The following is an 18,027-nucleotide window of genomic DNA, read 5'->3' on the forward strand; positions in this document are numbered from 1 at the left end:
GGTGCATGAGCGAGTCGCGGCTCTGGCAGGAAGTGGACTACTACCTCACCGCCCGCCTCCTGTCCGACGCCCTCGGGGACGACGCCCTGACGGCCGCCCTGCGGGACAGCGAGGCCGCCGGCCTGCCGCCCATCGCCGTGTCGCCCACCCAGGGCAAGCTGCTCCAGCTCCTCGCCCGGGTGCAGGGCGCCCGGCACATCCTGGAGATCGGCACGCTCGGCGGCTACAGCACCATCTGGCTGGGCCGCGCCCTCCCGTCCGACGGGCGGCTGATCTCCCTGGAGTACGACCCCCGGCACGCCGAGGTCGCCACCCGCAACATCGCCCGCGCGGGACTCGACCGGCAGGTCGAGGTGCGGGTGGGCCCGGCGCTGGAGTCGCTGCCCCTGCTGGCCGACGAGAACCCGCCCCCGTTCGACCTCGTCTTCATCGACGCGGACAAGGCCAACAACCGCCACTACCTGGAGTGGGCCCTGAAGCTCACCGGCACGGGCAGCCTGATCGTCCTGGACAACGTGGTACGGGGCGGCCGGGTGGCGGACCCGGACGACACCCATCCGGACGTGCTGGGCACCCGCGCCGCGCTCGACATGATCGGCAGCCACCCGCGGCTGAGCGGCACGGCGATCCAGACGGTCGGCGCCAAGGGCCACGACGGCTTCGCGCTGGTCCGGGTGGTGGAGTGAGCCGGCGCCTCACACCTCGTGGTAGAAGCCCACGTTGACGCTGCGCGGGGCGGTGCGGTCCTGGACGACGACCTCGCCGCTGCCGCCCCGGGGCAGCACCACGGCGCCGCCGTAGGGGACCGTCTGGGCGTACTCCCCGACGATCAGCCGCACCTCGGAGGACGGCTCGGGCTGGGAGCCGCGCAGCCAGGTCAGCCGCCAGGCGCCGTCCTGCAGGCACTGGAACTCCAGGTGGACCCGGGAGACGAACAGCCAGTCGTCCGGCGTGGAGAGCCGGCACACCGACCTGTCCCGGCCCACCCGCAGCACGGCGCCCGGCTCGCTGGGCGCGTCGGCCATGAGCATGCCGGCCGTGGCGCCCGCTTCCGCCGCGGACACGGCGGCCATGGTGAGTTCGAGCACGTGCGCTCCTCCTGAGACGTCCTGGCGGGCGGCCGGATCGGCTCGCTGCCGCCGCATGATAAAACGCCCGGCTGTGCGGCGTCCGGCACAATGGCCTCATGACCGAGCGGAAGCCACCCGGCGTCGACTTCGAGTCCTGGGTCGACAAGCAGATCCGTGACGCGGAGGCGCGCGGAGAGTTCGAACGGTTGCCGGGGACGGGCAAGCCGCTCCCCCGTGAGGTGGAGACCACCTACGACGAACTGTGGTGGGTCAAGCGGAAGATGGCCCGCGAGGGCTTCTCCGTGCTCCCGCCGGCGCTGGCCCTGCGCAAGGAGGCCGAGGACGCGCTGGAGGCGGCCCTCGCGGCCCCCTCGGAGCGGATCGCGCGGAAGATCCTCACGGAGATCAACGACCGGATCCGCGAGATGATGTTCAAGCCGCCGCCCGGCCCCCCGCTGGGCAAGAAGCCGTACGACGTCGAGGACGTCGTACGGCAGTGGCGGGAGCGCCGGGCCGCGGCGGGCGGGTCAGACGCGTAGCAGCCGTTCCGCCAGTTCCCGGTAGTCCCGCAGGGCGAGGCGCAGTTGTTCGGTGTCGGTCGCCGCGGCGCCCCCGCCGTCGGCGGCGTCGGCGGCCTGCCAGGACCGGCGCAGGGTGCGGCGCCGCTCGCTCACCGCGTCCGTGAGGCGCGCGGTGAGTTCCTGCAGGATGTGGTCGGCCTCCTCGACGGCGCCCCGCGGCGCGTCGACGAACCCGGCCACGGCGTGGTGCAGCTGCGCGGCGAGCTTGTCGGTGTCGTCGTGCGGGAGGAGACGGGGGCGGGAGGCCGGGGCGTCCGCGCCGTCGTGGCCCGGGCCGGGCATCCGCTCCGTGCCGTGGTGCGCGGTGCCGCCGTTCGGGGTACCGCCGTCCGGGGTGCCGCCGCTCTGCGGGTGGGCGGCCACCAGCGGGCTCTCGGCGCCGGTGCCGGAGGCGGTCCGGTCGGAGGCGGTCCGGCCGGGGGCCCGGCCCGTGTCCTCGCCGGTGCCGAAGGTGTCCCGGTGGGCGCCGGGGGTGCCGGACGTGCTCGGCACGCCCGGGGCCGTGCCGGTGCCGGAAGCGGTACGGGCGCCTTCCGGGGGCAGTTCCTCGCCGGTGCGTCGGGTCGTGTCGGGCATGTCGCTCAGCTCTCCTTCGCCTGGTGCCGGTGGAAGACCGACGTCGCGTGGTGGCCGCGGCCGGCCGGGGACCTGTGCCCGCCGTCCGCGGCGGCGCGGTGGCGTCCGCGGTCGTGGGCGGAGGACCGGATCAGTTCGTCGAACAGGGCACGGGCCTCGACCATGGCCTCGCGCATCTCCTCGGTCCCCGCGCCGCCGTCGTGCGCGCCCCCCGCGCGGGCCTGGGCCACCCGGTGCACGCGCCGGTAGCCCTCGACGTGGTGCGCGTGGTGCACGGACAGCGCGGCGAGCTGCTCCTCGTAGTGCCCGCCGTCGGGGAAGCCCTTCGCGCCGGCCAGCTCGGCGAGCAGCCGGTCCGCCTCGGCGAGCGCGTCGCCCGGCGAGTCGACGAACCGCTCCTGCGCGGCCGTCCAGCGCGCCTCGTACCGCTCCCGCTCGGCGGGCTCCAGGGTCCGTTCCCGCAGGTCGCCGTGGCGCTCCACGCGCTCGGCGAGCTCCCGCTCGGCGGCCTTGGCGTCCCCGTCGTGCCGGGCGACGGCCCGGTCGTACTCGGGCCCGAAGCGCCGCTTCAGGTTCGCGCCGTGCCGTGGGCCGCGGGCGCGCAGGGTCAGGGCGGCCGCGGCGACGACGACGAGCACGGCAATCACGATCAAAAGAATGATCAGACCAGTGGACATGGATGCCTTCCGGGTTCTCGGCCAGGCCGGCACTCCTCGCGAGCCGGTTCACCCACCGGGTTGCCCGAAGGTTCCCCCACAAACAGTCACCGGTCCCCACCGGTCCGGAGTCGAGCCGCGGGCGCCCTCCCCCGTCCCCCGCGTCCCTCGCGCCCCCCGGCCGTGGCGGACGGCGGCCGCCGCCCCCCCGTCCACTCGCCCCCTCGGCCGGCCTTATTCGCTTGCGCACCCGCCGGGAGGGCCGCCGAGAATGCGGGCATGTCCTGGACCGTCGCCCCGGAACCGCACGACTCCCCCGTCGCCGCCGCGCTCTGGCGGGCGTACTACACGGAGGTCAGCGACCGCTGGTACCTGCTGCACGAAGGGCGCCGGACCGACCCCGGGGAGCTGGAGCGCGAGATCGCGGCGCGGCCGGGCGGCGATCTCGCACCGCCCAAGGGCCTGCTGCTGGTCGCGCGGTACGCGGGGGAGCCGGCCGGCAGCGCGGGCATCCGGCTGCTGGACGACGCGACCGCCGAACTCACCCGGGTGTTCCTCCACGCGGGGGTGCGGGGCAGGGGCGGCGCGGCGCTGCTGGTGCGGGCCGCCGAGGACGCGGCCCGCGCGCGCGGTGCCACCCGGATGGTCCTCGACACGCGCGGGGACCTCGTCGAGGCCCGGGCCCTGTACGCCCGGCTCGGCTACACGGAGACCGAGCCGCACAACACCGACCCGTACGCCGAGCACTGGTTCGCCAAGGGACTCGGCTGACCGGCGTCATCCGGCCGGCGTGGCCGGGCGCTCGCGTCGCGGGCCCTCCCGTTGCGGGCCCTCCCCCTGTGCGCCGCACAGCTCGCCGGTCAGCTCGTGCACCAGCCGCACGAGGTCGGTCGGACGCTCCGGCCCCCACCAGTCGCCGAGCAGTTCGGCCAGGGAGTCCTCCCGGGCCCGCGCCAGCCGCTCGGCCACCTCGCGCCCCTCGTCGGTCAGGACGAGCCCGAGGCCCTGGCGCACGGCGAGGTGCCGTACCTCGACCTGGCGGGCGGCCTCGACGACGATGTTCAGCGGGACGGGGCCGCGCTCGGCGAGCCGGGCCGGCTCCACCGTGCCGTACCTCCTGATCCGCAGCAGCAGCCAGCTCGCCGCGGGCAGCAGGTCGTAGCCCGCGCGCGCGGTGATCCGCTGGTAGACCTCGCGCCGCCCCTCCCGGGTGCCGAGCAGGGACAGCGCGCGGTACACCTCGTCGTACGACGACCGCTCCACGGGGTTGCTGGCCAGCGTCTCGGTGGCGTCGGGCGCGGTGACCGAGGCGCGCAGCCGGTCCTCCTTGAGGAACCAGGCCAGCACGAAGCCGAGGAGGGCGACGGGGGCGGCGTACAGGAAGACGTCGGTGATGGCGGAGGCGTAGGCGTCGACGGCCGAGGCGCGCAGCGCGGACGGCAGGGCGCCGATGCCGCGCGGGTCGGCCTCCAGCGCGTCGGCGGAGACCCCCGGGGGGAGGGCGGTGCCGCGGAAGGCGTCGGTGAGTTCGTCGCCGAGCCGGCCGGCGAAGATCGTGCCGAAGATGGCCACGCCGAACGAGGCGCCGATCGACCGGAAGAAGGTCGCGCCGGAGGTGGCGACGCCGAGGTCCTCGTAGGAGACGGCGTTCTGCACGATCAGCACCAGGACCTGCATCACCAGGCCGAGTCCGGAGCCGAAGACGAAGAAGAAGAGGCTCGTCACGGCGGTGGAGCTGTGCGCGTCGAGCTGGTGGAGCAGCAGCAGTCCGAGGGTGGTGACGGCGGTGCCGGCGACCGGGAACACCTTCCAGCGGCCGGTGCGGCTGACGATCTGCCCGGAGCCGGTCGAGGCCAGCAGCATGCCGGCCACCATCGGCAGCATGTGCACGCCGGACACGGTCGGGCTGACGCCCCGGACCACCTGGAGGTAGGTCGGCAGGTAGGTCATCGCGCCGAACATGGCGAACCCGACGATGAAGCCGATCACGGCGGAGAGCGTGAAGGTGCGCACGCGGAACAGCTTGAGCGGCAGCACCGGCTCGGCGGCCCTGCGCTCGACGGCCACGAAGGCGACGGCGAGGACGACGCCCAGCACCGCGAGCCCGACGATCCGCGGCGAGCCCCAGCCCCAGGTGGTGCCGCCGAGGGAGGCGACCAGGACCAGGCAGGTGGCGACGGAGGCGATGAGGAAGGTGCCGAGGTAGTCGATGACGTGCTTCGTCGACCTGCGCGGGATGTGCAGCACCGTCGCGATCACGGCGAGCGCGACGATCCCGAGGGGCAGGTTGACGTAGAACACCCAGCGCCAGCTCAGGTGCTGGGTGAACAGCCCGCCGAGCAGCGGCCCGAGCACACTCGTCGTGCCGAAGACCGCGCCGAACAGGCCCTGGTAGCGGCCGCGTTCGCGCGGTGGGACGAGGTCCCCGACGATCGCCATCGACAGCACGATCAGCCCGCCGCCGCCCAGGCCCTGGAGCGCGCGGAAGGCGATCAGCTGGAACATGTCCTGCGCCGTGCCGCACAGCGCGGAGCCCACCAGGAAGATCACGATGGCGGTCTGGAAGAGCTTCTTGCGCCCGTACTGGTCGCCCAGTTTGCCCCACAGCGGGGTCGCGGCGGTGGAGGCCAGCAGATAGGCGGTGACCACCCAGGACAGGTGCTCCAGGCCGCCCAGGTCGCTGACGATCGTGGGCAGCGCGGTGGCCACGATGGTCTGGTCGAGGGCGGCGAGCAGCAGACCGAGCAGCAGCGCGCCGATCGAGAGGAGGACGTTGCCGGACACCTGCTCCCGGGCGTCGGCGCCACGGGCCGGCGGTCCGGCGCCGGGTGAGGGCTGCGCTCTGCCCGCCTTCGGCGTCGTTCCGTGCGCGTCCCCGGCCATGAAGACCTCCCAGGTTCCGGTTTTCCCCTCCATCGTGATCGGTGCGACCCGTTATGGCCTGTCGAGTCCCTGCGGAATTTCGCATTCCGGGGGCGCGCGCACCGGGGTGTGAAGAAGATCTGCATAATCTCTGGAGTTCGCGAGGGGAGGGACGACACGTGGAACAGCCGAACGGGAACCCGTGCCCGGAGTGCGGCGCGCCCAGGCACCGGGACCACACGCCGTCCTGCACCTGCACCCTCCGCGCGTCCGACGCCCTGCGCGACGCCCGCACGGCGCAGGCGGCCGCGGCGGAGGACTTCGACCCGCTGCGCATACGGCCGTACGTCGAGCTGGACGGCGGGGCGGCGGACAGCGCACCGGATACGCCGGGTGGTGCGCCGGACGGCGGACGGGACACCGGGAGGGCTCCGGGATCGCGGGGCGCGCAGGACGCCCCCGCGGCGTCCGGGGCGCCGCGGGCGGCCGACGCGACCGTGCAGTTGCGTGCCGTCACCCCCCAGGCCCCGGGCCCCGCGGACCCGTCCGGCGCCCGCGCCCCCTCGGACGCCCCCGCCCCCACCGGCACCCCGGCCGGTCCCTCCGACGCGCCGGGCGCCGGGAATCCCACCTCCGTGCTCCCCACACCGCTCGCGCCGCCCACCACCGAGCCGAGCGCCACGGACCTGGACCTGTTCGAGACCGGGCACCCGTCCCCGTCCCAGGCCGCCCCGGCCGGGGACGACACCGTCGGCCGGGCCGCCGCTCCCCCGCGCCGGCGCCGCCGCACCGGCCTGCTCGCGGTCGCCGGGGCCGTCGTCGCCGTGGTGGGCGCGGCCGGATGGGCGAGCGGACTGTTCTCCTACGAGACGCCGTCCCGGGACGGCGCGCCACCGGAGGACATCAGGGCGGGCGTGCCGGACCCCTCCTCCGCCCCGCTGTCCGCGACACCGACGACGGGCGCGTCCTCCGCCGCTCCGACCTCCGTCTCCTCCCCGTCGGCCTCGGCGTCCGCGAGCGCGAGCCCGTCGGCCTCCCCCTCGCCCTCGGCGACCAGCGCCACCCCGAGCCCGTCGGAGTCCGCCGAACCGTCCTCGACCCCGACGACCCCCGCGCCCACCGTTGCCACCGAGGGGACGGAGGAGGACGGCCCCGAGGCCGCCGCTCCCGTCCTCGGCCGCGGCGACCGGGGACCGGAGGTCACCGAACTGCAGCTGCGCCTGCGCCAGTTGCACCTGTACAACGGCGACGTCAACGGCCAGTTCAACCGCCGCGTGGAGGACTCCCTGCGCGCCTACCAGTGGGCCCGCGGCCTCCAGGACGAGCTGGGCGTGTACGGCCCCCGGACCCGCGCCCGGCTGGAGTCGGAGACCCGGGAGCCGTAGGGGACCGTTCCGGTACCGCGGCCGGGGTCAGGCCCCCGCGTGCCCGGACCGCTCCGTCACGTGCAGCCGGATCGTGCCGTCGGACCCGGCCTCCACCCGCACCTGGGTCAGGTCCCGCACGACCACGTCCGGCGCGTGGAAGCCGGCCCGCGGGCCGACGCCCACGACCCGCATCCCGGCGGCGCGGCCCGCGGCGATGCCGGCGCCGGAGTCCTCGAAGACCACGCAGTCGGCGGGGGCGACGCCCAGTTCCGCCGCGCCCTTCAGGAAGCCCTCGGGGTCCGGCTTGCTCGCGCCGACGGACTCCGCGGTCACCCGCACCGCGGGCAGGTCCAGGCCGGCGGCGGCCATCCGGGCGGTGGACAGGGCGACGTCGGCGGAGGTCACGAGCGCGTGCGGCAACCCCTCCAGCGAGGCGAGGAACGCGCGGGCGCCCGGTATCTCGACGACGCCCTCGGTGTCCGCCGTCTCCTCGGCGAGCATGCGCGCGTTGTCCGCGTGGTTCTGCTCCATCGGCCGGTTCGGCAGCAGCAGCGCCATCGACGCGTACCCCTGGCGTCCGTGCACGACCTTCATGACCTCGTCCCCGTCGAGGCCGTGCCGCTCGGCCCAGCGGCGCCAGACGCGCTCGACCGAGGCGTCGGAGTTGACGAGGGTGCCGTCCATGTCCAGCAGGAGGGCGCGGGCGGTGAGTACGGCGGTGGCCGTCATCGGCAGCTCCAAGGCGCGGAGGAAGGGGCTGGGCGGGGAGCCCGGGAGGCCGGCGGGCGCGGCACCCGGAAGGGCGCCGCGTCCCGAACCGGAGGACAAGGCGGCCCCGCCCGCCGGTCAGGGAAAACGGGCGGGGACCACTTTGTTCATCCACGGTACAAAACAAACCCGGCATCCCGCCACCGTCTCCACCGATCGTTCACCTGGACTTCGGCTCCCCGTCGCCCGCACCGGTCCGCGCGGCGGGCCGTCACCCGGTGACCGCCTCCCGGGGCGGGACCGGCGGGGGCGGTCCCGTCGGGCGGTCCGGCCAGGAAGACGGCGCCGGGGTTGACGGCCGTCACGGCCGGGCCGATCAAGGGCTCCCGATCGGTCGGGGCCATCCCGCCGAGAGTGCCGTGCGTGGCCGCGGGCGACCTCGGCGCGGCGGCGCACACGGCGCCCGCGCCCTACGGCACGGGCGCGCACCGCCCATCGAAGGCTTCACCGGGGGTGACCCCACCTCGCGGAGTCCGCCTTCGGGTGCCGCCCCGGGCGGGCCGAGCAGCGCGCCGACGGCCCGGCGAAGAGCCGCCCCCTTCCGCGCCGCCCCTGGCGCGCGAGCCTCCCACCGCCCCGGGGGCGGAAGTTTCACACGTCAACCATAGACGTGACATGACCGCGTCACTAACTTCTTACCGGACACACCCCTCCCCGCAACCCGGAGCGGTGAGCATTCCCCTGCTCGCACTCCAACGCCCTCACCTCACCAGGGAGTTCGCATGCCGAAGTTCTACGCGCGTCGACGGGTCGGCACGGTCGCGGCGCTCACCGGGCTCATAGCCTCCCTCGGGCTGCTCAACGGCCCGAGCGCCTCCGCCGCCCTGCCCACCCCGATCAGCGGCTCCACCGCCCGCAGCTACCTCGCCACCCTCACCGTGGCCGCCGAGAACCGCACCGGCTACAACCGCGACCTCTTCCCCCACTGGATCACCATCAGTGGCTCCTGCAACACCCGCGAGACCGTCCTCAAGCGCGACGGCACGAACGTCGTCACCGACTCCGCCTGCGCCTCCACCAGCGGCAGCTGGTACTCCCCCTACGACGGCGCCACCTGGTCCGCCGCCTCCGACGTCGACATCGACCACCTCGTGCCGCTCGCCGAGGCCTGGGACTCCGGCGCGGGCTCCTGGACCACCTCGCGCCGCCAGGCCTTCGCCAACGACCTGACCCGCCCGCAGCTCCTCGCCGTCACGGACAACGTCAACCAGGCCAAGGGCGACCAGGACCCGGCCACCTGGATGCCCTCGCGCACGGCCTACCGCTGCACCTACGCCCGCGCCTGGGTCCAGGTGAAGTACTACTACGGCCTGTCCGTCGACTCGGCCGAGAAGTCCGCCCTGCAGAGCCACCTCGCGAACTGCTGAGTGCCGCAACCTCCCCCCGGCCTCCGTCGCTGCGTACCGTACGGGGCGACGGAGGAAGGGGTCTCACCATGGCCGCACTGCGCCTAGGGCCGCTGCTGAGGTACGTCGACGGCTCGTCCGCGACCGTCTGGGTCGAGACGAGCCGCCCGGGCACCGCCGAGGTGCGCTGCGCGGACGGGTCCGGCGGGACGGCCGGCACCTTCCAGGTCGCCGGGCACCACTACGCGCTCGTCCGGGTGACCGGCCTGACCCCGGGCACGGCCACGCCGTACGAGGTGTTCCTGGACGGCGCCCGGGTGTGGCCGCCCGCCGAGGGCCCCTCCCCGCCCCTGCCGCCCTCCGTCATCCCCGCCCCGGGCACCGGCGACCGCGTGCGCATCGCCTTCGGCTCCTGCCGCTGGGCCTCCCCGCCCGCCGGCGGGCACGACCCGGTCGGCCCCGACGCCCTGGACACCCTGGCCGGGCGCATCGCCGCCGACCCGGACGCCGAACGGCCCGACGTCCTGCTCCTCCTGGGCGACCAGGTGTACGCGGACGAGACCTCCGACGCCACCCGCGCCTGGCTCGCCGCCCGCCGCGACCTGAACGACCCTCCGGGCGACCAGGTGGCGGACTACGAGGAGTACACCCGCCTCTACTACGAGTCCTGGCTCGACCCGCGGGTGCGCTGGCTGCTCTCCACCGTCCCCAGCTGCATGATCTTCGACGACCACGACGTCATCGACGACTGGAACACCTCCGCCTCCTGGGTCGAGGACATGCGCGCCACGTCGTGGTGGCGCGAGCGGGTGCTCAGCGGTCTGATGTCGTACTGGGTGCACCAGCACCTGGGCAACCTCTCCCCCGCGGAGCTGGCGGCGGACCCGCTGTACGCGGCCGTGCGCGAGAGCCCCGACGGCACGGACGCGCTGCGCGCCTTCGCCTCCCGGGCGGAGGCCGACGCCGCCACCGTGCGCTGGAGCTACCGGCGCGACTTCGGCCGGGTGCGGCTGCTGATGGTGGACAGCCGCGCGGCCCGCGTCCTGGCGGAGGACGAGCGCTCCATGCTGGACCCGGGGGAGGCGGCCTGGCTGCGCGAGCAGGTCCTCGACGGGCGCGGCTCCTACGACCACCTCCTCGTCGGCACCTCCCTGCCCTGGCTGCTGCCGCACCTGGTGCACGACGTGGAGGGGTGGAGCTCCGTGCTGTGCCGGGGCGACAAGGGCGCCCGCTGGGCGCGGCTCGGGGAGAGGCTGCGGCGCGCGGCGGACCTGGAGCACTGGGCGGCGTTCCCGGAGTCCTTCGCCGATCTGGCGGAGCTGATCGCCGAGGCCGGTACGGGACCCGAGGCCCCGGCGACGGTGTGCGTGCTCTCCGGCGACGTCCACCACGCCTACGTCGCCGAGCCGAGCTGGCCGGGGCGGGCCGGGCCCGACGCCCGGGTGGTGCAGCTGACCTGCTCCCCCGTCCACAACTCCATCCCCCTGTCGATGAGGCTCGGCTTCCGCTTCGGCTGGAGCGCCGCCGCCCGGTGGCTCGGCCGGGTCTTCGCGCGGCACTCCGGTCTCGCCCGGCCGCCGGTCACCTGGCGCAAGACGGGCGGGCCGTGGTTCGGCAACCAGCTCATGACGCTGACCACCCGGGGGCGGTCGGCGGTGCTGCGGCTGGAGCACACGCGGGAGGACCCGGCCGGGACGCGCCTGAGGACGGTGGCGGAGACCCCGCTGAGCCGGTGACCGCCGGGGACCCTGTGAGCCTCCTGTGCGGGGAGGTGCGTATTCGGTCACGCCGCTGGACGCGGCCGTGGGGCGGCGACCGTACTGACGTGCGACGGTGAGCGGGCGAGGGCCGCGAACCGAGGCGTCCTCACGGCCGAATGTTGAACTTGCAAGCAATGTTTAGGGGTGCCTAACGTGAAGTTCCGACTCGGTTCCGTCCCCCCCGGACCGGTCCCGCCCGGGGCCGGCCTGACCGAAGGAGACCCCCCACATGACCGGACGCCTCAACAGCGCCCAGCCCTATGCCCTGGGCGCGTTCCGCATGGTCGTCGGCCTGCTGTTCGCCTGCCACGGCGCCGTCGCCCTGCTCGGCGTGCTCGGCGGCGCGGACGGCAACGGCGGCACCGTCGAGGCCGGTGCCTGGCCCCAGTGGTACGCGGCCCTGATCGAACTCGTCTGCGGCAGCCTGGTGCTGCTCGGCCTCGGCACCCGCGCCGCCGCGTTCCTGTCGTCCGGCGCGATGGCGTACGCGTACTTCAAGGTCCACCAGCCCGAGGCCCTGTGGCCGATCGACAACAGCGGCGAGGGCGCGGCCCTGTACTGCTGGGCGATGTTCCTGCTGGTGTTCACCGGCTCCGGCGCCTTCGGCCTGGACCGGCTGTTCGCCAGGCGCTCGCCGGCGCAGGAGCAGCAGACGGCGGACCAGGCCGCCGTGGCGGTCTGAGCGGCCCGACCGGCACCGGAGGGTGTCCTCCCCCACCCGGGGAGGGCATCCTCCGTCGTTCGCCCGGTGCCCCCCGGCCCGGGTCCCGGGCGGCGGACCGCGGGCCCGTGGCGGACGCCGGCGAACTCCCGGCAGCGGGCGCACGAACCCCCCGTGACCTTTCTGTCACACACCCCGCGTACGCTGTATGGCTGTCAACGGTCACTCCTGCCGCTCCCCCCGCGACATCGCGGCACGGTCTGACCCACGGGGGAGCACGGGGAGTTCGGGTGGAGAGTCTCGGGGCGCTGGTCGGCAGCCCGTGGATCTATGCGGCGGTGGCCCTCTCGGTCCTGCTCGACGTGTTCCTGCCGGTCCTGCCCAGCGGGGTCCTGGTGATCGCCGCGGCCACGGCGGCGGCCGCGGGCACGGCGGCCGACGTGCCCGACATCCTGGTGCTGACGCTCTGCGCCGCCACCGCCTCCGTCCTGGGCGACCTGGTCGCCTGGCGTCTCGCCTGGCGCGGCGGTCCCCGTCTGGACCGGGCGATCGCCCGCTCCCGGCGGCTGACCCGCGCGCAGGAACGTCTCGGCGTGACGCTGGTCCGGGGCGGCGGCGCCCTCGTCGTCCTCGCCCGCTTCGCCCCGGCCGGCCGCTCGCTCGTCTCCCTCGGCGCCGGGGCCGCACGCCGCCGCGCCCGCGAGTTCCTCCCCTGGTCGGCCCTGGCGGGCCTGTCCTGGGCCGCGTACAGCGTGGCCCTCGGCTACTTCGGCGCCCACTGGCTCGGGGCGACCTGGCTGGCCACGGCGGTGTCGGTGGGCGCGCTGTTCGGGGCGGGGGCGGGAGCGGCGTTCCTGGTGCGGAGGCGGCCCCTTCCTTCAAAGGCCCCGTAGGGCCCGCGGGGCGGACCCCGCCGTCCGTCCGCGGACCCGGCGCTCCGCCGAGGCGCTACCCCGCCCGCCGGGCCTCGGCGCCCCGCACCTCCAGACCGTCCAGCAGTGCGGCGGTGGCTTCGGCGACCGCGTCCACGGCCCGGTCGAAGACCTCGCGGTTGTGGGCGGCCGGCGCCCGGAAGCCGGACACCTTCCTCACGTACTGCAGGGCGGCGGCCCGGATGTCCTCCTCCGTGGCCTCCTCGGGCAGCGCGGGCGGACGCAGGGTCTTGATGCTCCGGCACATGCCCCCAGTGTGACCCGCCGGGGGGCCTGCCGGCCACGGAACCGGCGCCTACGGCGGTCCCGGCGGACGGCCACCGCCCTCCGGGGCCGGCCGGCGCGAGGGGCTCCTGGCGGGACGGGGCCGCCGGCGCGAGGTGACGCCGGGGCCGGCCGCCCCCTCGAACCGGACGCCGCCGGCGGCGCGTTGCCCCGCGCGGCGCGGCGGCACGGCCCACCGGCTCCCGGGAGCGGGCGGCACGGTGCGGGAGTTGGCCCGCACCGCGCCGCAACGGCCCGCCCTCCACCCCGCGTTCGGGCCCGTCCGCCCGTCGTGCGGTCCGGGCCCGGAGACCGACCGGGCGGTGGTTCCACGTCCGGGTGAACCTCCGGTCCGGGCCCCTGAGCAACTCGCCTCACTAAATCGAACAGGCGTATCATCGGGACGTGGCTGCGACCTATGACTTTCCGAGTGACCTCCTCGCCGGTCAGGAGGAACTGCATCAGGTCCGGGCCGAGTTGTCGGCCCTGCTGAAGCGGCTCCCCTGGTCGGTCGAACCCCTCGACGGCTTCAGCGACGACAACGGCTGGCGCAAGGTCGAGCGCCCCGCCTCGCCCGGTTGGACCGAGGACGAACAGGCCGAGGTGGAGAAGCTCCGGCGCCGGGAGCACGAGCTCGCGGTGTTCGTCAGCACCCACCGCTACTGGTCCGAACTCACCGGCCCCGACCGGATGCACGCCCGCTCCCGGCTCAAGCGCACGGCGGGCGAGGGAGCTCCGCCGGACCGGGCGGAGGAGTCCCCCTAGGGAGCGCGGGGCACCGCAGAGGACAGGGAGGACGGGCGAGGGCCCCCGGACGGTGTCCGGGGGCCCTCGCCCGTCGATGTGGGCCGGCGTCCGCCGGCGACCGCGGTGGGCGCGGACGGTTTCGAACCGCCGACATCCTGCTTGTAAGGCAGGCGCTCTACCCCTGAGCTACGCACCCGGGACCCGGGCCGTGCACCCAGGTCGAATGGACAGACTACATGGCCCGGGGCACGGTCCGGAAAACCCGTCCCGGGGGTTGTCCCCACCTCCGATCCGGTGGTGGTCCGGATCCCCCTCCGGGCCACCGGTCCCTACGGTCGAAGGGCACCGCAGAGCACCGCAGAGCGCCACCGTCCGTCCAGGGGGAGACCGCCATGACCCGCACGATCCGCACCGCCGGCACCCACCGGACCGTCGGCACCGCGCCCGCCGGCGGTCCCGGCCGCACCGCTCGGACGCGCGCCCTCGCCCTCGCCGGTGCGGCCGTGGTGCTCGTCGCCGCTCTGAGTGCCTGCGGGGCGTCGGCCGCGGACGACGACGATCCCGACCGCCGCTCCTTCGCCCTGCCCGGCGGCACCCTCACCATCGACTCCGACGACTCCGCCCTCGAGATCGTCGCCGCGGACGGGCACCCGCCGGGCGAGGTCCGGGTCACCCGGTGGTTCCGGGGCACGGTCGCCCTCGGCAGGGACCCGGAGGTCACCTGGTCCCTGGACGGCGACCGGCTGGTGCTGCGCGTGCGGTGCTCCGGCGTCGTCGCCGACTGCTCCGCCAGGCACCGCGTCCAGGTGCCCCGCGGAATCACCGTCAAGGTCGAGGAGGAGGACGGCAGCGTGCGGGCCCGGGGTTTCCGCGACGCGCTGAGCATCCGCACCACGGACGGCTCGATCCACGTCACCGACTCCACGGGCCCCCTGGAGCTGCGCAGCGGTGACGGGTCGGTGCGCGCGGAGGTCGCCTCCCGCACGGTGCGCACCCGCACCGGCGACGGCTCGTCCCACCTCCAACTCGAGGCCGTGCCCGACCTGGTGGAGTCCCGCAGCGGCGACGGATCCCTGACCATCGACCTGCCCCGGGCCGCCTACCGCGTGGACACCGCGACCGGTGACGGCGCCGAGGACGTGTCCGTGCCCCGCGACGACTCCAGCCCCCACCTGGTGACCGCCCGCACCGGCGACGGCAAACTCACCGTCCGTACGACGAACTGACCGGCCCGTGTGTTCGTCCTCCACGAGTGGGAGAATGGCACCGGGCCGGGCGAACGACAGTACGGGAGAGGGATGTGACGGCGATACCAGCGCAGCCGTACTCGCCGTCGGTGCCGCGTGTGCCCCGCACACGCCGCCTCCTCCCTCCTCCCCCGGGGCCGCGCCCCCGCCGGGGCCGCGGGACGTCCGGTCCGCTCCGGGCCACGCTCGCCCTCGTGGGACTCCCGCTGGTCGCCGCGGTGGCGCTGCCCGCCGCGTTCGCCGGCGGCGGCACCCGGCGCTGGTTCGGCGGGCGGGCCGAGAACCAGCGGGCCGAGGCCCAGGCCGCCAAGGACGCGGCGGCGGCCGCGTTCTACGAGCTCGACACCGCCCAGCGCGACCTGCGGATCTCCATCGAGACGATCACCGCCGTCGACGACTCGCCCGCCGCCCGCCGTGCCGTCGACGGCTTCGAGGCGCTCAGCGGACGCATCGACGAGGCCAGCCACCGCTACATCGACGCCGTCGACGCCCACGACCTCGACCGCGACGACCTGGAGGCCTCGGCCGCCTCCCGGGCCCGCGTCGACCTGACCGCCGCCAGGGACGAGCTCGGGCGGGTCAAGCGGGAGCTGGACCGCTTCGCCGACGGGCTCGGCCCGCTCCTGGGCAAGGCCGAGACCCAGCTGGCCCGGCTCGCACCCGCCGTCGAACGCGCCCGGCAGGCGCTGCTCGCCGCCTCGAACGCCCTCGACACCGCGCGCGGGTCGGGGCTGAGCGCCGACGACCTCGCCGCCCGGCTCGCCGCCCTCGCCCCGGAACTGACCAAGCTGAACCAGGGCGCCGGGCAGCACGGCGTACCGCAGACCCTGGAACGGGCCGAACGCGTCACCCGCGAGGCCGAGGCCGTCCGCGCCGAGGCGGAGCGGCTGCCGGAGCGGGCCGCCGAGATCGACCGCCGGCTGGTCTCCCTGCGCACCCGCGCCCAGGCCCTCACCACCCGCTCGGAGCAGGTCGAGCCGGTGCTCAGCGAACTGCGCCGCCGCTTCGCCGTCGCCTGCTGGCAGGACCTGCAACACGTCCCCGAGGTGGCCGGGGAGAACCTGCGCCAGGCCGAGGCCCGGCTCGCCGAGGCCAGGACCGCCCGCGGGGAGCAGCGGTGGGCGGACGCGACCGCCCTGCTGGCGACCGTGCGGGCGCTGCTGAACACCACCGACGAGGCCGTGTCCGCCGCCGGTGACCGTCTGCGGCGCCTGAACGCGGTGCAGAAGGACCCGGAGCAGGAGATCGAGCGCACCCGCTTCGCCATCCGCGACGCCCAGCGCCTGGCCATGGCCGGACGCAACACCCCCGACCCGCGCCACGCCCGCCCCCTGGACGACGCCGTGGCCCGCCTGGAACGGGCCGTCGCGGGTCTGGAGGGCCGCCACCCCGACTACTGGCACTTCCTGACGGAGACGGAGGCGGTCCGCACGACGGTGAGCCGCGTGGTCGCCCTCATCCGGGAGGAGCGGGGCGCCGGCGCCCACTGACGGCCGTTTCCCCCTCCCCCGGAAGGACCGCCCGTTCCGTACCCGGGGCGCCGGGCTCCGGTTAACCTGTGCCCATGCCTCGCTACGAGTACCGCTGCCGGACCTGCGGCGACACCTTCGAACTGAGCCGTCCCATGGCCGAGTCCTCCGCCCCCGCGGCCTGCCCGGCGGGCCACGACGACACGGTGAAGCTCCTCTCCACGGTCGCGGTGGCCGGCTCCGCCCCGGCCCCGGCCCCGGCGCCCCGCGCGAGCGGTGGTGGCGGTGGCGGCGGCTGCTGCGGCGGGGGCTGCTGCGGCTGACGTCCGGTCCCCCGGACCGGCAGGTCAGCTCCCCAGGTACCGCAGCACCGCCAGCACCCTGCGGGAGCAGCCCTCGCCTCCGGTCGGCCCGAGCTCGTCGAAGATCGCGTCGGTGTGCCCCTGCGCCATCTCGGCCAGGATCACGCGCACGGCAGCTCCGCGATCACCAGGGTCGGCCCGCCCGGCGGACCGCGCACCTCCAGGTGCCCGTCGAGGGCGGCGCCCCTGCGGGCGGGCCCGAACAGTCCGCTGCCCGCCGGGTTCGCCCCGCCCCGGCCGTCGTCCTCCACGCTCACCCGCAACGCTCCCTGCCGCGGTCCGACCGCGACGACCGTCCGGGGCGGTGCCGCGGCGGCCGCGGCGGTCCCCGTGGGTGAGTCCCACCGCGCACCGCGTCGCGCCACGTCTCGCATGATCGCGAGGCCAGTCGGCGGCGCGGGCCGGGCGCACCGCGGAAAACCGCAACGCGTCCTGCGGTGGACCGCAGGGCGTCGTGCGGTCCTCCTCAGGTTTTCTTCAGCTCCGGTTCTCTAGCGTGGACTGCATGACAGCCATCGCAGCGCACACGATCACAGCGGGCCCCCTCCTGCCGGAGACGGTCACCGCCGCGATACCGCTCGCGTCCGCGGGCGAGGGTGCCGGGCCGCAGTGGGTCAACGACCTCATGGACGCGCTGGGCGCGCCGGGGGCGGGGCTCGCCATCGCGCTGGAGAACCTCTTCCCGCCGATACCGAGCGAGGTGATCCTGCCGCTGGCGGGGTTCGCCGCGAGCAGCGGGCGGATGAGCCTGCTCGCCGTCCTGCTGTGGACGACGGCGGGCTCGGTGATCGGCGCGCTCGCGCTGTACGGGGTGGGTGCGCTGCTCGGCCGGGACCGGACGCTGGCGATCGCGGGGCGCCTGCCGCTGGTGAAGGTCGCGGACATCGAGCGGACGGAGGCCTGGTTCCTGCGGCACGGGACCAAGGCGGTGTTCTTCGGCCGGATGATCCCGCTCTTCCGCAGTCTCATATCGGTGCCGGCCGGTGTGGAGCGCATGCGGCTGCCGGTCTTCCTCGGCCTGACCACGCTGGGCAGCGCGATCTGGAACACCGTGTTCGTGCTGGCGGGCTATGTCCTGGGGGACAACTGGGAGCAGGTCACGACCGTCGTCTCGGCGTACTCGAAGGTGGTCCTCGGTGTGGCCGCGCTGGCGGTGCTGGCGTTCGTCGTCGTGCGGCTGCTGCGTCCGGGGGCCGGCCGCCGGAGGCGGACCGGGCGGGCGGGCGCGGACGGTGCCCGTCCGTCGGACCCCGCCGACGGCGACACCCCCGACACCCTCGCCCTCCGGTACGACGCCCCCGGCGCCCCCGGCGGCCCCGACCGGTACGAGCCCGCCGACCGGTAGGGGCCCCGCGGGGG

General features: G+C 75.4%; 19 protein-coding genes, 1 tRNA gene and 2 pseudogenes. 13 read left to right on the forward strand and 9 right to left on the reverse strand.

Annotated elements, in window-relative coordinates; translation table 11 throughout:
• Window positions 1–5: 5 nt before the first annotated feature.
• Window positions 6–686, forward strand: a complete 681-nt coding sequence (locus CP969_RS12795) for an O-methyltransferase (RefSeq protein ID WP_004988757.1) — start codon at window positions 6–8, stop codon at window positions 684–686.
• 9 nt (window positions 687–695) lie between these two features.
• Here the strand turns inward: CP969_RS12795 and CP969_RS12800 are convergent, their stop codons facing one another.
• Window positions 696–1,088 carry an FHA domain-containing protein gene (locus tag CP969_RS12800; protein ID WP_016826482.1) on the reverse strand — a complete coding sequence of 131 codons (393 nt, stop codon included), beginning with the start codon at window positions 1,086–1,088 and terminating at the stop codon, window positions 696–698.
• A gap of 98 nt (window positions 1,089–1,186) precedes the next feature.
• Between CP969_RS12800 and CP969_RS12805 the strand changes: the two genes are divergently transcribed.
• A complete protein-coding gene (locus tag CP969_RS12805) occupies window positions 1,187–1,609 on the forward strand; it encodes a DnaJ family domain-containing protein (RefSeq protein WP_016826481.1) in 423 nt (140 codons plus the stop codon).
• Here the strand turns inward: CP969_RS12805 and CP969_RS12810 are convergent.
• The gene (locus CP969_RS12810; RefSeq protein ID WP_016826480.1) at window positions 1,598–2,227 is read right to left on the reverse strand and encodes a hypothetical protein; all 630 of its coding nucleotides are present in this window, start codon (window positions 2,225–2,227) and stop codon (window positions 1,598–1,600) included. The genes CP969_RS12805 and CP969_RS12810 overlap by 12 nt on opposite strands.
• Window positions 2,228–2,232: 5 nt before the next feature.
• On the reverse strand, window positions 2,233–2,904 hold the full coding sequence (locus CP969_RS12815) for a hypothetical protein (protein WP_026085227.1): 672 nt from the start codon (window positions 2,902–2,904) through the stop codon (window positions 2,233–2,235).
• Window positions 2,905–3,162: 258 nt separating this feature from the next.
• Here CP969_RS12815 and CP969_RS12820 point away from each other — a divergent pair, with 258 nt between their 5' ends.
• The gene (locus CP969_RS12820; RefSeq protein WP_004988739.1) at window positions 3,163–3,654 is read left to right on the forward strand and encodes a GNAT family N-acetyltransferase; all 492 of its coding nucleotides are present in this window, start codon (window positions 3,163–3,165) and stop codon (window positions 3,652–3,654) included.
• A gap of 6 nt (window positions 3,655–3,660) precedes the next feature.
• Here CP969_RS12820 and CP969_RS12825 read toward each other — a convergent pair whose 3' ends face one another.
• On the reverse strand, window positions 3,661–5,766 hold the full coding sequence (locus tag CP969_RS12825; protein WP_039831674.1) for an MFS transporter: 2,106 nt from the start codon (window positions 5,764–5,766) through the stop codon (window positions 3,661–3,663).
• A gap of 158 nt (window positions 5,767–5,924) precedes the next feature.
• Here CP969_RS12825 and CP969_RS12830 point away from each other — a divergent pair, with 158 nt between their 5' ends.
• Window positions 5,925–7,130: a peptidoglycan-binding domain-containing protein gene (locus CP969_RS12830; RefSeq protein ID WP_223887072.1), complete on the forward strand. Its 1,206-nt coding sequence runs from the start codon at window positions 5,925–5,927 to the stop codon at window positions 7,128–7,130.
• Between the two features lie 27 nt (window positions 7,131–7,157).
• On the opposite strand, the gene CP969_RS12835 is transcribed toward CP969_RS12830, so the two are convergent.
• Window positions 7,158–7,841 carry an HAD-IA family hydrolase gene (locus CP969_RS12835; protein WP_016826477.1) on the reverse strand — a complete coding sequence of 228 codons (684 nt, stop codon included), beginning with the start codon at window positions 7,839–7,841 and terminating at the stop codon, window positions 7,158–7,160.
• Window positions 7,842–8,602: 761 nt separating this feature from the next.
• On the opposite strand from CP969_RS12835, the gene CP969_RS12840 reads away from it, so the two are divergent.
• From CP969_RS12840 to CP969_RS12855, 4 genes are all read left to right on the forward strand, one after another.
• Entirely contained in the window at window positions 8,603–9,247 is a 645-nt protein-coding gene (locus CP969_RS12840; protein WP_004988725.1) for an HNH endonuclease family protein, read from the forward strand.
• 68 nt (window positions 9,248–9,315) lie between these two features.
• Complete coding sequence (locus tag CP969_RS12845) at window positions 9,316–10,962, forward strand: alkaline phosphatase D family protein (protein WP_016826476.1); 1,647 nt, start codon at window positions 9,316–9,318, stop codon at window positions 10,960–10,962.
• A 253-nt stretch (window positions 10,963–11,215) separates the two neighbouring features.
• Window positions 11,216–11,668: a DoxX family protein gene (locus CP969_RS12850; protein ID WP_004988722.1), complete on the forward strand. Its 453-nt coding sequence runs from the start codon at window positions 11,216–11,218 to the stop codon at window positions 11,666–11,668.
• A gap of 269 nt (window positions 11,669–11,937) precedes the next feature.
• Entirely contained in the window at window positions 11,938–12,540 is a 603-nt protein-coding gene (locus tag CP969_RS12855; RefSeq protein ID WP_016826475.1) for a DedA family protein, read from the forward strand.
• Window positions 12,541–12,595: 55 nt separating this feature from the next.
• On the opposite strand, the gene CP969_RS12860 is transcribed toward CP969_RS12855, so the two are convergent.
• Entirely contained in the window at window positions 12,596–12,826 is a 231-nt protein-coding gene (locus CP969_RS12860) for a DUF2277 domain-containing protein (RefSeq protein ID WP_016826474.1), read from the reverse strand.
• 422 nt (window positions 12,827–13,248) lie between these two features.
• Between CP969_RS12860 and CP969_RS12865 the strand changes: the two genes are divergently transcribed.
• Window positions 13,249–13,608 carry a hypothetical protein gene (locus CP969_RS12865; RefSeq protein ID WP_026085226.1) on the forward strand — a complete coding sequence of 120 codons (360 nt, stop codon included), beginning with the start codon at window positions 13,249–13,251 and terminating at the stop codon, window positions 13,606–13,608.
• Window positions 13,609–13,714: 106 nt separating this feature from the next.
• Here the strand turns inward: CP969_RS12865 and CP969_RS12870 are convergent.
• Window positions 13,715–13,786: transfer RNA gene (locus tag CP969_RS12870), tRNA-Val, on the reverse strand.
• 196 nt (window positions 13,787–13,982) lie between these two features.
• Here CP969_RS12870 and CP969_RS12875 point away from each other — a divergent pair.
• The 3 genes from CP969_RS12875 (at window position 13,983) to CP969_RS12885 (ending at window position 16,629) form a co-directional block, all read left to right on the forward strand.
• A complete protein-coding gene (locus CP969_RS12875; protein ID WP_016826472.1) occupies window positions 13,983–14,816 on the forward strand; it encodes a DUF4097 family beta strand repeat-containing protein in 834 nt (277 codons plus the stop codon).
• 74 nt (window positions 14,817–14,890) lie between these two features.
• Window positions 14,891–16,327, forward strand: a complete 1,437-nt coding sequence (locus tag CP969_RS12880) for a hypothetical protein (protein WP_026085225.1) — start codon at window positions 14,891–14,893, stop codon at window positions 16,325–16,327.
• Window positions 16,328–16,401: 74 nt separating this feature from the next.
• Entirely contained in the window at window positions 16,402–16,629 is a 228-nt protein-coding gene (locus CP969_RS12885; protein WP_016826470.1) for an FmdB family zinc ribbon protein, read from the forward strand.
• Between the two features lie 24 nt (window positions 16,630–16,653).
• Here CP969_RS12885 and CP969_RS12890 read toward each other — a convergent pair.
• Window positions 16,654–16,776, reverse strand: a pseudogene (locus CP969_RS12890) (DNA-binding response regulator); the annotation flags it as partial.
• Window positions 16,770–16,928, reverse strand: a pseudogene (locus CP969_RS12895) (sensor histidine kinase); the annotation flags it as partial. The pseudogenes CP969_RS12890 and CP969_RS12895, both read right to left, overlap by 7 nt.
• 245 nt (window positions 16,929–17,173) lie before the next feature.
• Here CP969_RS12895 and CP969_RS12900 point away from each other — a divergent pair.
• On the forward strand, window positions 17,174–18,013 hold the full coding sequence (locus CP969_RS12900; RefSeq protein WP_004988711.1) for a DedA family protein: 840 nt from the start codon (window positions 17,174–17,176) through the stop codon (window positions 18,011–18,013).
• Window positions 18,014–18,027 lie beyond the last annotated feature (14 nt).

It is taken from the genome of Streptomyces viridosporus T7A, assembly GCF_008704515.1.
Classification (GTDB): domain Bacteria; phylum Actinomycetota; class Actinomycetes; order Streptomycetales; family Streptomycetaceae; genus Streptomyces; species Streptomyces viridosporus.